The sequence below is a fragment of the Selenomonas sputigena genome, from assembly GCF_026015965.1.
In the GTDB taxonomy this organism is placed as follows: Bacteria; Bacillota; Negativicutes; order Selenomonadales; family Selenomonadaceae; genus Selenomonas.
On sequence record NZ_CP110383.1, the window covers coordinates 476,353 to 491,227 of the forward strand.

Genomic DNA, 14,875 nt, shown 5'->3' on the forward strand with positions numbered 1-14,875 from the left:
GCCTGATGGACGCCAATGCCCTGCATGTGGGCGAGGATTACAATGAATTGCCCGAGTCGTATGTGATCTTCATTACGGAGACGGATGTGCTCGGCGAAGGGTTGCCGATTTATATAGTTCGGCGCACGATTGAAGGAAGCGGCAAAGTTTTCGATGATGGATCGCATATTATCTACGTCAATAGCGCGATGGCAGATGAAGATACTCCGCTGGGCAGGCTGATGCACGACTTTCACTGTACGCGGCCGGAAGACATGTATTATGACGTGTTGGCGGAACGAATGAGGTATTTCAAAGAGACGGAGGAAGGAGCGAGCGCTATGTGTGAAGCGATGGAAAAACTCGCAAGGGATTTCGCAGGAGAACTTGCGAAAGAAGCCGAGGCACGCGGCATGGAGCGCGGCATGGAGCGCGGCATGGAGCGTGGTCGAGAAGAGCGAAACATTGCAGTCGTCCTCGGGATGCTGAAAGAGAAGCTGCCGCTGGAAATGATCGCGCGTGTGTCAGACATTTCCATGGACAAGATCCGGGAGATCGGCAGACGGCACAGACTGCTTTGAAAAAGACATGGGGCACGCAGATGATGCAGGCAAAGATTACACAAATTTTCTTAATGTGAGTAAACTACACGCACAAACGTCCACTTTGTGGACATTATGCGCCGCCCTTACAGAAGCCTAGCCAATCGGCCTGCGCCTGCGTCTTGACCTCTTGGGGCTTCATGGTAAAATTGGGAGAATAGTTTTAAGGGGCGCTGTCGATACAGCGCTTCTTTTTTTTGTATAGCTCCACATATCTTCATGGAAAATAATTGACTGTTAAATTTTAATGGGATATAATGGGACTATAAATCTATGAGTACCGAACACCTGAGCTTCATGGGAAAGGGAGAGAAAGTCATGTTCAAGAAAGGGAATTCAAAACGCTGGAAAGCGCTTTCGCTGGCGGTTGCTTTGTATGTAGGGGGGGGACAACTGTCTCTTGAACATGTTGATGCTGCGGATGTGACGGGCGCGGATGTAACATATGATTCGGGGAATCATCTTCCACCTGTCACTTCGCCTTATGGAGGAGCAGTCTTTGGCGGGGTATCCACACTTGGTAATACGACCTACAACAAATTAACGATTAATGGTGGCGATAATTTTACAGGGCGCAAGGTTGCTGCTGGCTACACGTTGTCGCTGACGGGAGACGCCACCCATAACGAGCTCGTATTGAAAAATATCTCGGCCTCAACACTTACGTATCATACACACCTGTATGGAGGCTGGTCAGAGCAGGGGGATGCTACCAACAACACTATCGCGCTGGACGGCACAACGTATGGAAATTTTGGTGCGTGGTATTACGCCGATTTGCATGGTGGCGGTGGTAATAACAGCTCCAAGGACAAGACGACTGGGAATACGCTCAAGGTAACAACGAAGGACAATGCAGCGAATTCACTTGTCAACTTCGAGAAGATGCATTTCAATCTTAATTCTGGCATTGCGTCTGGCGATACGATGCTGTATGTCCGAACCTCGGTGCAGGATTTTGACTGGAACAAAATTTCTGTCGCGGGTGCTGCCGAGTGGATGACGGGTGCGCAGGGATCCAAGGACGTGACTCTTTACAACGGCGCTTCGATGAACTTGAGCAATTATGCGCCCAGGGGGACGACCTCGGGTGATTTTGAGTATGGTGTACGATCCAACACATCGACACCGGCGCTGTCGACGGTGAGCGCAACGAAGATTTATTTTGAGGGGAATAAATTCCAAAACGCGGATGTGACGTATGATTCGGGGAATCATATTCCGCCTGTCACTTCGCACTATGATGGAGTAGTCTTTGGCGGGATATCCACACTTGGTAATACGACCTACAAGAACAAATTAACGATTAATGGTGGAGATGATTTTACGGGGCGCAAGGTTGCTGCTGGCTACACGTTGTCGCAGACGGGAGACGCCACCCATAACGAGCTCGTATTGAAAAATATCTCGGCCTCAACGCTTACGAATCATACAGACCTGTATGGAGGCTGGTCAGAGCAGGGGGATGCTACCAACAACACTATCACGCTGGACGGCACAACGTATGGATATTTTGGCGCGTGGTATTACGCCAATTTGCATGGTGGCGGTGGTAATAACAGCTCCAAGGACAAGACGACTGGGAATACGCTCAAGGTAACGACGAAGGACAATGCAGCGAATTCACTTGTCAACTTCGAGAAGATGCATTTCAATCTTAATTCTGGCATTGCGTCTGGCGATACGATGCTGTATGTTCGAACCTCGGTGCAGGATTTTGACTGGAACAAAATTTCTGTCGCGGGTGCTGCCGAATGGATGACGGGTGCGCAGGGATCCAAGGACGTGACTCTTTACAACGGCGCTTCGATGAACTTGAGCAATTATGCGCCCAGGGGGACGACCTCGGGTGATTTTGAGTATGGTGTACGATCCAACACATCGACACCGGCGCTGTCGACGGTGAGCGCAACGAAGATTTATTTTGAGGGGAATAAATTCCAAAACGCGGATGTGACGTATGATTCGGGGAATCATATTCCGCCTGTCACTTCGCACTATGATGGAGTAGTCTTTGGCGGGATATCCACACTTGGTAATACGACCTACAAGAACAAATTAACGATTAATGGTGGAGATGATTTTACGGGGCGCAAGGTTGCTGCTGGCTACACGTTGTCGCAGACGGGAGACGCCACCCATAACGAGCTCGTATTGAAAAATATCTCGGCCTCAACGCTTACGTATCATACAGACCTGTATGGAGGCTGGTCAGAGCAGGGGGATGCTACCAACAACACTATCACGCTGGACGGCACAACGTATGGATATTTTGGCGCGTGGTATTACGCCAATTTGCATGGTGGCGGTGGTAATAACAGCTCTAAGGACAAGACGACTGGGAATACGCTCAAGGTAACAACGAAGGACAATGCAGCGAATTCACTTGTCAACTTCGAGAAGATGCATTTCAATCTTAATTCTGGCATTGCGTCTGGCGATACGATGCTGTATGTTCGAACCTCGATGCAGAATTTTGACTGGAACAAAATTACCGTTGGAGGGCTTTCTGCATGGGTAAATAAACTAAAGGCGGATGGTGTGAATAATCCGACAGCGACACTCTATACAGGTAGCGGCTTTACCCTCACTAATTATAGACCAGATTTGATTGGCACAGTTGGCGACTACGAATTTGGCAAGAAGGCGAATGTGACGGGTACGGGTACGGTGTCTGCTTCCGTCCTCACACTCGACGGCAATCGCTTCCAAAATGCCACGGAAACGCCGACGACGAGCAGCAGCACCGACATCCATGCGGGTATCTCTACCTATGGCAATACGACGAATCACAATACGCTGAACCTCAAAAAGAATGGTTCGACGCCTCTTTCTTTCACCACGGTGCGTGCCGGCTATACGAAGGCTTTGAATGGCGGCTCGGATTTCAATACGCTCAATCTCCTTGACGGCGCTTCTGTAACGACGGGCTATGCAGGCTATACCGAAGGTCGGAATCTGCTTCTTCATCCGACGGATGAAGATGATCCGACAGCTGTCGACACCACGAAGAACGCCGATGCAAAGAACAATATCGTCAACATCCAAGGCGGCACGCTCAATGCGGGAGGCAAGCTCTATGGCGGCTATATCGCGACGAATGCCGCACTCACGCCGCCGAATAATGTGTCGGCGGGCAACGCTTCGGGCAATACGATCAATATCGAGAGCGGCACGTTCGGCGGCAGCAACGAAATCTACGGCGGCTACACGAACGGTACGGGCAAGGCGACGGGCAACACCATCAACCTTGGCAAGAGTGACGGATCTCTGGCATCGACCACGTTGCAGAATGTCTTCCTCTATGGCGGCGCGGCGAGCGGCACGACGAACGACGTCTTTACGGACAACCTGCTCAATGTCAATGCGAAGAGCCTGACGGCGCGCAACATCAAGAACTTTGGCAAGATGAAGTTCAACCTCGGCGGCATGGGGACGATCGCTCAGACCGATCAGCTCCTCACGCTCAACGGTGGTGCGACGAACGGCCTCGATTGGGCGGGCGTCGAAGTCGTGCCCGGCAGCTATCATCCGTTCACGCCGAGCACATACAACGCACGTCTCTTCACGGCGCTGCACAACGGTTCGGGCATCAGCTTCACGAAGGGCACGACGGACACCTATCTGCCGATCGGAGCCAAGGAGAAGATCGTCGGCGACTTCGAATACATCATCGACACGGCGACCGGCTCGGTTTCCGCGCAGGACGTCTACGTCGACGGCTTTCGCTTCCGCAATCATACGGCGACGTACAACGAGACGCCTGCACACGCGGAGGCATGGGCAGGGCGCACAGCGAGCGGCCAGACCGTCACGGACAACAAGCTCATCGTCGCAGGCGGCACGCTCAATACGGCGGCTTACGGCGGCCTCGTCGAGAACAAGAAGCACAACACCGACGGCACCTTCCAGACGGCGGCAGGAACGGCGAAGAAGAACGCGCTCGAAGTCCGAGGCGGCACGATTGCCAATGCCTACGGCGCAAAGGTCGCAGCGGCTGCTGGCAGCGCGGAAGAAAACAGCGTCAAGATCACGGGCGGCACGATCGGCGGCTCCGCCTACGGCGCAGACCTCGCTGCAACAGCGGCTGCGGGAACCGCGAGGAAGAACAAGGCCGAAGTTGCGAACGGCAGCTTGAGCGGCTCTCTTTATGGCGCCCATACGGCGGGAAGCGGCTCTCTCGCAGAAAGCGAAGTCAAGGTCTCGGGCGGCACGATCGCAGGAGACGTCTACGGCAGCGATGTCGCCTCGGGCGCGGGAAGCGCCACGGGCAGCAAGATCGAGCTGACGGGCGGCACGATTACAGGCTCCGTCTATGGCGGCAAGACTGCCGGCACGGGCGCGGCGACAGGTCATACGCTAAGCCTCAACGGCGGCACGGTAGGCGGCAATGTCTACGGCGGACACGCGGCGTCGGGCGCGACGACGGGCAACACCGTCAACCTCGGCAATGGCACGACGAACGCTGTCACCACCATCACCGGCACAATCTATGGCGGCAGCGGGGCGACGGATACGGACAACGTCCTCAACGTCAATACCAATGCACAGGCGGGTAACATCGCCAATTTCAGCATGGTCAACTTCAACTTCAACGCGACCTTTAACCAGGCGAACCCCATGCTGAACCTTGTCGGCGGTTCGGTGACGAACCTCGACTGGAGCAAGTTCAAGCATACGGGCAATGCGCCGAGCGGGCAGTCCGTCCTCCTGCAGAACATGACGGGCATCAACGTCGACCACTACACGGGTGCGAAAGAAATCTCCTCGACCGGCACGCACGAATACACCATCGACACCGACACCAACACGGCGACGGCGAAGCAGATCCTCTACGGCGGCTACCAGTTCAAGGACGCCAATACGACACCGACGACAGGAAATGCTCTGGCAGACATCTGGGCCGGCCGCTCCGTCATCGGCAACACGACGACGAACAACACGCTCACGATCAACGGCACGACGCATCGCGACGCCTACGGCGGCTGGACGGCAGGCACGGGCACGACGGCCGCAGCGAAAAACAACAGCACGGGAAACACCGTCAACCTCAAGGCAGGTACGGTGCGCACCATCTACGGCGGCTTCACCTCCGTGCAGACGGGAAGCGCCACAGGCAACACCGTGACCATCACGGGCGGCTCGATGGCGGACGTCTACGGCGGCTTCACGAATGGCACGGGCGCGACCACGGGCAACACCGTCAACCTCGGCACGGCGACGAACGCCGTCGCCTCAGGCACGACGATCGGCACGATTTACGGCGGCAGCAAACCGACCGCCACGAACAACACGCTCAACGTCTACGACTCCGTCACGGCGGGCAACATTGCCAATTTTGACACGGTCAACTTCAAGGCGACGAGCAGCCACATCCAGACAGGCGACACCCTCCTGACCCTGAACGGTGGCGCGACGAACCTCGACTGGAAGAAACTCCACGTCGACAACCTCGACAGCCTCAATGCAAGCGCCACGAGTGACACGATCCTGACGCTCATGCACAACAGCAACAACATCAACCTCGCGAACTACAGTACGACGGGAACGCGCGGCCGCATCCACACGGCAGACTACGAGGCCGACATCACGACCGACGGCAACCTTGCCACCAGTCAGAACGTCTACCTCAAGGGATATCGCTTCCAGAACAATGTGACGGCCTACGCAGGCGGCACGGCGACGAATGCATGGGGCGGACGCTCCATCATCGGCAACAAGGTGCAAAAGAACGAGCTGACGCTTACGGGCGGCAGCGCGATGTTTACCGCACGCGGCGGCATGGTATCGAACACCGAGCTTGACGCGCACGGCAACCCTAAGACCACGGGCGACGCGGAAAATAACAAGCTCATTCTGAACACCGGCGCACAGGCACTCAACGCCTATGGCGCAGAGATACAGACCAAAGCGGGCAGCGCCACGGGCAACCAAGCCATCCTCAACGACGGCACAATTGCAGGCAACCTCTACGGCGCCTCCTTGACCGCAGCGGGCGCAACGGGCAATGCGACGAAAAACACCGTCGAAATCAAGGGCGGCACGGTTGCAGGCAGCATCTACGGCGGCCATATCGCCGATGGCGCAGCGACGGGCAGCGCCACGGACAATGTCGTCACCGTCGCGGGCGGCTCTGTCACAGGCGATGTCTACGCAGGCTTTACGAACGGCGCAGGCGCGACGACGGACAACACCGTGAGCCTAGGTGACGGCGAGCACAGCCTAGCTGCCGGCACGAACATTGCCGGCACGATCTTTGGCGGCAACAAAGCGGCGGACACGGGCAACACGCTGACCGTCAACACCAATGCGACGGCGGGCAACATCAAAAACTTTGAAAACCTCCGGTTCAACATCAACAGCAATGCGCTGAACCCCGCCAATCCTATGCTGAGGCTGAATACAGGTGCGACGAACGACCTCGACTGGGGCAAGCTCACCGTCGATGCGACGAAGTTCAACAGTACGATCAGCACCTATCAGGCGTACAACCTGACCCTCATGCAAAATGCGGCGGGCATCGACTTCAATAAAAACAGCACCAATACCTATACCGCAAACGGCGGCATCAAAAATGTGACGAGCGGCAACTTTGAATTCAGCATTGATACGCTCGGCTCCTCCGTCCATACAACCGAGGTGCGTGCGGCAGGCTACCAGTACAAGAACCACACGGCAGCGACGTACGTGGCAGCGGACGGCACCCATACAGAAGCATGGGCAGGACGCACCGCCGTCGGCAACAAGGTGGAGAACAACAAACTCACTGTCACGGGCGGCACCATCACCACCGCAGCCTACGGCGGACTTGTGAAAAACAACAGGCTCGATGCCCATGGCAACCCGCTTCCGACGGGAGATGCCGAAAAGAACACCCTTGTCATCTCGGGGGGCATGGTCGCCAATGCCTACGGCGCCGAACTGCACACCAAGGACGGCAACGCGACGGAAAACACCGCAGAGATTACGGGCGGCAACGTCGGCTCTGCCTACGGCGCCTCCCTTGCAGCAGCCGGTGCAGCAGGCACGGTAGACAAGAGCAAAGTCACCGTCTCCGGCGGCACAATCAACAACGTCTATGGCGGATCGATTGAGAGTGCTGCAGCGACGGGTCACATCACGCACAGCGAAGTAAATATCAAAGGCGGCAACGTCGGAACTGTCTACGGCGGCAAAAACGAAGGCGCGGGCAATGCCACGGGTGCGACGATCAATATCACGGGCGGCACGATAGGTGACATCTACGCAGGCCATGCGGCAGGCGCAGGTGCGACGACAGGCAACACCGTCAACCTCGGCACGGCCGCCGACGCCTTCGCGGCGACCACCGTCGGCACGATCTGGGGCGGCAACAAGGCCGATGCCACGGGCAACACCTTGAACGTCAACAGCCGCGGTGCAACGGCAATCGACATCAAGAACTTTGAAAACGTCAACTTCGACGTCGCCCACAACGTCAGCCATGGCGACACACTGCTATCGCTTACGAACGGCGCGGGCACATCGATCGACTGGTCCAAGATGAAGCTCAAGAACCTCGACGCCATCACGGCAAGCCCCATAACGAACCGCATCTTGACCCTTTTAAACAGCACGAACGATGTCACCTTCACGAACTATGATGCCACACGCGCCAAAGAAAGCAAGCGCGACGGTGACTACGAATACGTCCTCAACACCGACAATGAAACGGATCATGCAAAGAAAATCGACCTGATCGGCTACCGCTTTGCCAACAACCATGCGACGTATTCCGCCTCCCTCGGGGCGAACCCCGAAGCATGGGGCGGTCGCACGAAAGTCGGCAACAAAGTGGAGCACAACGAACTCACCGTCACGGGCGGCGCCATCACCACCGCAGCCTACGGCGGCATTGCCGAAAACTTTGAAGGCGACGGCCATGGCAACTACAAGCCGACGGGCGATGCGGAAAACAACACGCTGAGCCTCGAAGGCGGCACGGCAGCCGACGCCTACGGTGCCGACGTGCGCACCAAAGCGGGCAGCGCCACGGGCAACACCGTCGACCTCAAGGGCACGGCCGTCACAGGAAACCTCTACGGCGGAGCGCTGACGCACACCGCAGCCAGCGGCGCTGCCACGGGCAACAAGATCAACCTCTACAGCGGCACGGTCGCAGGCGACGTCTACGCAGGCTTTGCCAACGGCTCGGGCACGACGACGGGCAACACCGTCACCATCGGTGACGGCGTGACCGATGCAACCGTCACCGTCGCGGGAAAACTCTACGGCGGCAACAAAGCGGCGACAGACAACATCCTCGACATCAAGAGCAAAGGCGCGCAAGTCGGCAGCCTCGCCGGCTTCTCCAAGATCAAGTTCAACCTTGGCACAAGCGTGGCTGACGGCGATACCGTCTTGACGCTCAACCAAGACACGACGCTCGACTACAACACCGTCGAGAAACCGACCGGCGCCAGCGTATCGGCATGGCTCGGCAACGTCATGGAAAAGAACGCACACCTCTTCCAAATGGCAGCAGGCAAGACGCTTACCCTGAACGGCTATACGCCGACCACGGGCAGTGAACGCGAGGGCGATGTCGAATACAGTCTCGTGACCGACACGAACACCGCCAGCACCACCAGCGGCAGACTTGACCTCTCCGCGTACAAGTGGCAAAATGCCAACGTCGAAATCACAGGCGTCATCGCCAACGTATTCGGCGGCAAGACCACCTACGGTACGACTGGCGAGACGAAGACAAACAAACTCACCCTCAAGACGGGCGCAGCCGTCACCAACGCCATCGCGGGCGACACGCAAACGACAGACGGCACCGCCGAAGAAAACACCTTGACCATAGAAGCCGGAACCGCCGTCAACGCCCTCGGCGCAAAGACAACGAACGGCAAGGCTCTGAAGAACAAAGCTGTTCTCCAAGGCGGCTCGGTAACGAACCTCAAAGGTGCGCAAAGCGTGAACGGCACCGCTGAAGAAAACGCCATCGAAATCGCAGGTGGCGCCGTCACGGATGCCGTTGGCGCGGAAGCCGCAGGCGACGCAACGGGCAACAAAGCCGTCATCACCTCCGGCACGGTCACCGGAAGCCTCAAGGGCGCAAAGAGCGCCGCCAAGGCGAACAAGAACATCGTCGAAATCAACGGCGGCAATATCAACGGCGCCAAAGTCATGGGCGCAGAAGCCGCTGGCACAGCCGAAGAAAATGTTGTCACCATCAGCGCGACGCCGACCTCGAATGCAGTGACCGAAATTACCGGCGGACATTCGACGAACGGCGATGCGATCGGCAACATCTTGAACGTCGACGCTAGCGTCACGGGCAATCTCTACGGCGGACGTGCGCATAACGCCTCCTTGCGGAACGTCGTCAACATCAAAGACGGCGTCACCGTCACAGGCAACGTCACGGGCGGCGCCTGCCTCAATGCCAACGAAAACACCATCAACATCGGCAGAGGATCGACCGTCACAGGAAACGTCGTCGGCGGCAACGGCTCCGTCGAAAATAAGAACAACATCATCAACCTCAGAGGAGGCACCATCAACGGCGATGTTATCGGTGGTGCAGGAGCATCCGCGGACAACAACACACTCGCCGTCTATCACGACGAAACGCACACCAGTCAGATTCACGACTTCGACAAGGTCAAGAACCTCCACTTCTACCTTGGTGAGAGCATCGCCAACGAGAACCCGACGCTCCTGCAGCTCGGCGTCACAAACAAAGACATCCGCGGCGTTGATGTCGGTGTCGGCGTCATGGGACTTGCGCATGGCCTCAAGGTCAACGACGTCATCAGCCTCATGAAGGTCAACGGCGGAACGCTTACGACCGATGCGGACGGCGCCGTGCCGCCTGCGCCTGCGACGCTCATCAATCACGTCGAAGCCATGCATGGCGTATCGCTCCTCTATGGCTTCGATCTCATGAAGCGCGGCTCGGGCGAACTCATCGCCACCGTCACCAAGGCAGCCATCAGCGACCAGGCGAAATCCTTCGTCGAGACGAGGGCCGGCATGACCGACTTCATCAACCGCGGTGCAGATCTTCTGACCACGAACGGAATCCATGCCGCCAAGAAAGGCGCCGCAAGTGTAGCAAGCGACAAAGAAAAAGGCAAGTACAAGCTCTGGGCAGCTATCAGCCGCGGCAACATGAAAGTCGAAACCGGCTCCTACGTCGACACCACCGGCTGGCACTTGGCGCTCGGCTGGGCGAAAGAACTCGAGAGAAAGAACGGCAAGATCACCGTCAGCCCCTTCGTCGAATACGGCAGAGGAACATACGACTCCTACCTCGACGACGGCACGCACGGCAGCGGCAAACTCAGCTACCTTGGCGCGGGCGTTCTTGCGAGAATGGATCAAGAAAACGGCCTTTGGATGCAGGCGGCGCTCCATGCAGGACAAGCCAAGAGCGATTACACCGGCAGCATCTACCGGGGCACCGTATCGAACTACGACAGTTCCGACACCTATGTCGCAGCCGAGCTGAGCATCGGCAAGACGATGAAGCTCAAGGGCGGCGACAAGCTCGACACCTCGCTGCGCTACCTGTGGTCGTACCAGAGCGGTGGCGACGTCGCCATCAAGACGGGCAAGTACAACGACGTCTATGATTTCGCGGCGGTCAACTCGCACCGCCTGCGCCTCGGCACGAGGTACAGCCACAAGGAAAGCGAGGGCAACGAACTCTACGCCGGACTCTACTGGGAGTACGAATTCAGCGGCAAGGCGTGCGCGAGCTTCATGGGCTACGAAGCGCCCAGTCCGAGCCTCAGGGGCGGCAGCGCCCTTCTGGAACTCGGCTGGAGGTTCCAGCCGAAGGATTCGCGCGTCAGCTACGACCTGAACCTTTCCGGTTGGCAGGGCAAGCGCGAAGGCGTCACGGGGAGCGCCCATGTGAACTGGGCGTTCTGAGGAATGGACATGGAATAGAAGAATGAGGCGGGGCGGCTGCAAGGCCGCCTTGCTTGTTCATGCCGGCATCGTGCGCCGCACTTCGGTGAAGGGGAGAGGGTTTGCACGTATGGTATAATAGGAACATGGAAAAGAAGGGAGATATGAAGAAATGCAGAGGAAAATGTGGATGAGTCTTTGCGCCGCAGTGCTTCTTGTCTTGGGAGCGATGCTTGGCGCGGCAAATGTTGTTTCAGCGGCGGATGCGCCGCCGCGCATGCGCAATCTTGGTTATATCTGGCGCATCGACGCCGATGATGTGCGAGGGCTGCCGCGCAACTTCCGCACGATGGAGGATGAGTTCCATGCTCCTTACAAGAAGGACATGGACGATTCCTATGTGCCGACACGCGAGGGGCTTGAGCGTCTCCACGCGTCGGGCAGCGGAGAGTTTTCTGCGAGCGGCTTGCAGTCCTTGCTGGAAGCGCTTGCCGAGAAGACGCAGATGCCGATCTGCATCGTCGACCTGCGTGAGGAGTCGCACGGTTTCTTCGACGGAATAGCGGTCAGCTGGTACGGCGAGCACGATTGGGGCAATGTGGGCTTGACGCAGGAAGAGGCGCTCGCCGATGAGGCGGAGCGCATCCATGGTGCGGCAGGGCAGATGACGGCGGTTGCGCACCTCGGTGGGGAGAAGAATCCCCTCGATGAGCACGAGATCTTCGTGGAAGAGGCGCAGACGGAGAAGGAGCTTGTCGAGGCCGCAGGGCTTCGTTACAAGCGCATTGCGGCGACCGATCATATATGGCCATCGCCTGCTGCTGTCGATGAGTTTGTACAGTTTTACAAGAGCTTGCCCGAGAACATTTGGCTGCACTTCCATTGCCAGGCGGGCGAGGGACGCACGACGGAATTTCTCGCGATGTACGATATCTTGAAGAATCCTGCGGTGCCCTTGCAGGACATCCTTTATCGTCAATGTCTGCTCGGCGGCAGCTATGTCGCGCATGTAGAGCCTGAGGATTCAACGTATTGGAAAGTGCCGTATTATGCGGAAAAGGCGAAGCACATCGCACTTTTTTACCGCTATGTGCAGGAGAACGAGGGGGCGGGTTTCGCTGTCTCGTGGTCGGATTGGCTTGCGGCGCATGAGTTGGATGACGATGCCGATGAATAACTTTTGAAAAAGGGATTGACGGCGCAAAGAGTTCGATGTACTATATATTTTGCAGGATTACAGAAGGATGGCTGTGACAGTGGATGGGGATTCCTCCTGAGGAAACAGATGTCTTTTTGCTGATTCGGAAATGTGTGCCTTTTCTTGCGGCACGAACTTGGGAGGAATCATCATGGAGAAGAAGGATATTGATTGGAGCAGCTTGGACTTTTCCTATCATGTGACGGAACAGCGCTACGTTGCCAATTATAAGAACGGCGCTTGGGATGAGGGCGGACTCACGGGCGACGACAAGATCGTATTGAGCGAGGATGCGGGCGTCCTGCAGTATTCGCAGTCGGTCTTCGAGGGACTCAAGGCGTACACGGCGGAGGACGGCAGGACGGTCTGCTTCCGTCCCGATCTCAACGCGCACCGCATGTATGAGTCGGCGCAGCGCCTTGAGATGCCTCCGTTTCCCGAGGACAGATTCCTCGATGCCGTGCGTCAGGTCGTCAAGGCGAATGAGGCTTGGGTGCCACCTCACGGCAGCGGCGCGACGCTCTACATCCGTCCCTACATGTTCGGCTCAAGCCCCGTCATCGGCGTTGCACCGGCAGACGAGTACCAGTTCCGCATTTTCGTCACGCCCGTTGGCCCGTACTTCAAGGGCGGAGCGAAGCCCATTACGGTCAAGGTCAGTGACTTCGACCGCGCCGCGCCGCACGGCACGGGTCACATCAAGGCGGGGCTCAACTACGCGATGAGCCTGCACGCTATCATGACGGCGCACCGCGAGGGCTTTGCCGAGAACATCTACCTCGATGCGGCGACGCGCACGAAGGTCGAGGAGACGGGCGGTGCGAACATCATCTTCGTCGATGCGGATGGCAATCTCGTCGTGCCGAAGTCGCCGAGCATCCTGCCGTCGATCACGCGCCGCTCCATTACCTATGTCGCCGAGCATTATCTCGGGCTCAAGGTGGATGAACGCGAAGTGCTGTTCTCTGAGGTGCCGAACTTCAAGGAATGCGGTCTCTGCGGCACGGCGGCCGTCATCTCGCCCGTCGGCAAGATCAACGACCACGGCAGGGAGATCTGCTTCGCGAGCGGCATGGAGAAGATGGGGCCCATCACTCAGAAACTCTACGACACCTTGACGGGCATTCAGATGGGTCATATCGAAGCGCCCGAGGGTTGGATTTACGAGATCAAATAAGCCTTGTGCGAGGGGCGTATACGAGAAGCCGGGCGGGAGTTTTCCCCGTCCGGCTTCTTTGCGGGAAGGGGGAGAGCCATGATTTTGAATACGGGAAGCCGCACGGACATCCCTGCCTTTTATGCCGAGTGGTTCGTGCGGCGCTTGCGCGAAGGATTCGTCATGGCGCGAAGCCCCTATGACCCGCAGCGTATCACGCGCTATGTTCTCGATCCCGCCGTCGTCGATCTCATCGTTTTCTGCACGAAAAATCCCGCACCGCTTCTCGCGTACAGGGACGCACTCGCATCCTTTCGCCAGTTCTGGGGTGTGACGATCACGCCCTACGGAAAGGAGGTCGAGCCGGAGACGCCGCCCGTCGAGGCGGCGATCGAGAGCCTTGCCGCTTTGTCGCGCATTGTCGGCAGATGCGCCGTGCATTGGCGCTATGATCCCGTATTCATCACGGAGAAGTACACGCTCGACTTTCACAGGCAGGCCTTTCGCCGCATGGCAGAGAAACTGTCGGGAGCGACAGAGAACTGCGTCGTGAGCTTCGTTGACCTCTATGAGAAGACGCAGCGCAATTTTCCCTCTTTGCGCGAGGTCAGCGCAGAAGAGCGGCTCGCGCTCGGCAAGACGTTCGCGGCAGTTGGGCGGGAGTTCGGCATCAAGGTGCGCACCTGCCTTGAAGGAGACGATCTCGCGCCCTTCGGCATCGACACGCAGGGCTGCATGACGCAGGCTGTCCTCGAAGAATCCGTTGGCTGCCGCTTCCATATTCCGCGCACCTCGGCGGCGAGAAAGGGCTGCGCGTGCCTCCTCGGCAACGACATCGGTGTTTACAATACCTGCGCTCACTTCTGCCGCTACTGCTATGCAAACGCGAGCGTCGCCGCCGTCAGAAAGAACCGCACCCGCCACGACCCCGCCTCGCCGCTCCTCATCGGTCATGTGGAGCCGGGCGACATCGTGCAGGATGCAAGGCAGGTTTCGTATGTGGCGAAGAATGAGCAGCTGGGATTATTTGAGTAGCGATGTGCGTTGCATGGGCGA

General features: G+C 57.6%; 5 protein-coding genes. All 5 read left to right on the top strand.

The window, feature by feature from the left end; genetic code table 11:
• The first annotated feature begins 5 nt into the window (after positions 1 to 5).
• Positions 6 to 560: a hypothetical protein gene (locus tag OL236_RS12465; RefSeq protein WP_320109805.1), complete on the top strand. Its 555-nt coding sequence runs from the start codon at positions 6 to 8 to the stop codon at positions 558 to 560.
• Positions 561 to 1,217: 657 nt separating this feature from the next.
• Complete coding sequence (locus OL236_RS02310; protein ID WP_265071168.1) at positions 1,218 to 11,486, top strand: autotransporter outer membrane beta-barrel domain-containing protein; 10,269 nt, start codon at positions 1,218 to 1,220, stop codon at positions 11,484 to 11,486.
• 151 nt (positions 11,487 to 11,637) lie between these two features.
• Complete coding sequence (locus OL236_RS02315; protein ID WP_265071169.1) at positions 11,638 to 12,642, top strand: protein tyrosine phosphatase; 1,005 nt, start codon at positions 11,638 to 11,640, stop codon at positions 12,640 to 12,642.
• 172 nt (positions 12,643 to 12,814) lie between these two features.
• Positions 12,815 to 13,840: a branched-chain amino acid aminotransferase gene (locus OL236_RS02320; RefSeq protein WP_265071170.1), complete on the top strand. Its 1,026-nt coding sequence runs from the start codon at positions 12,815 to 12,817 to the stop codon at positions 13,838 to 13,840.
• A 78-nt stretch (positions 13,841 to 13,918) separates the two neighbouring features.
• On the top strand, positions 13,919 to 14,854 hold the full coding sequence (locus OL236_RS02325; protein WP_265071171.1) for a DUF1848 domain-containing protein: 936 nt from the start codon (positions 13,919 to 13,921) through the stop codon (positions 14,852 to 14,854).
• The last annotated feature ends 21 nt before the right edge of the window (positions 14,855 to 14,875 follow it).

Coding starts and splice junctions, on each gene's coding strand:
- OL236_RS12465 (WP_320109805.1), top strand. CDS start 6: ATGGACGCCAATGCCCTGCATGTGGGCGAGGATTACAATGAATTGCCC.
- OL236_RS02325 (WP_265071171.1), top strand. CDS start 13,919: ATGATTTTGAATACGGGAAGCCGCACGGACATCCCTGCCTTTTATGCC.
- OL236_RS02315 (WP_265071169.1), top strand. CDS start 11,638: ATGCAGAGGAAAATGTGGATGAGTCTTTGCGCCGCAGTGCTTCTTGTC.
- OL236_RS02320 (WP_265071170.1), top strand. CDS start 12,815: ATGGAGAAGAAGGATATTGATTGGAGCAGCTTGGACTTTTCCTATCAT.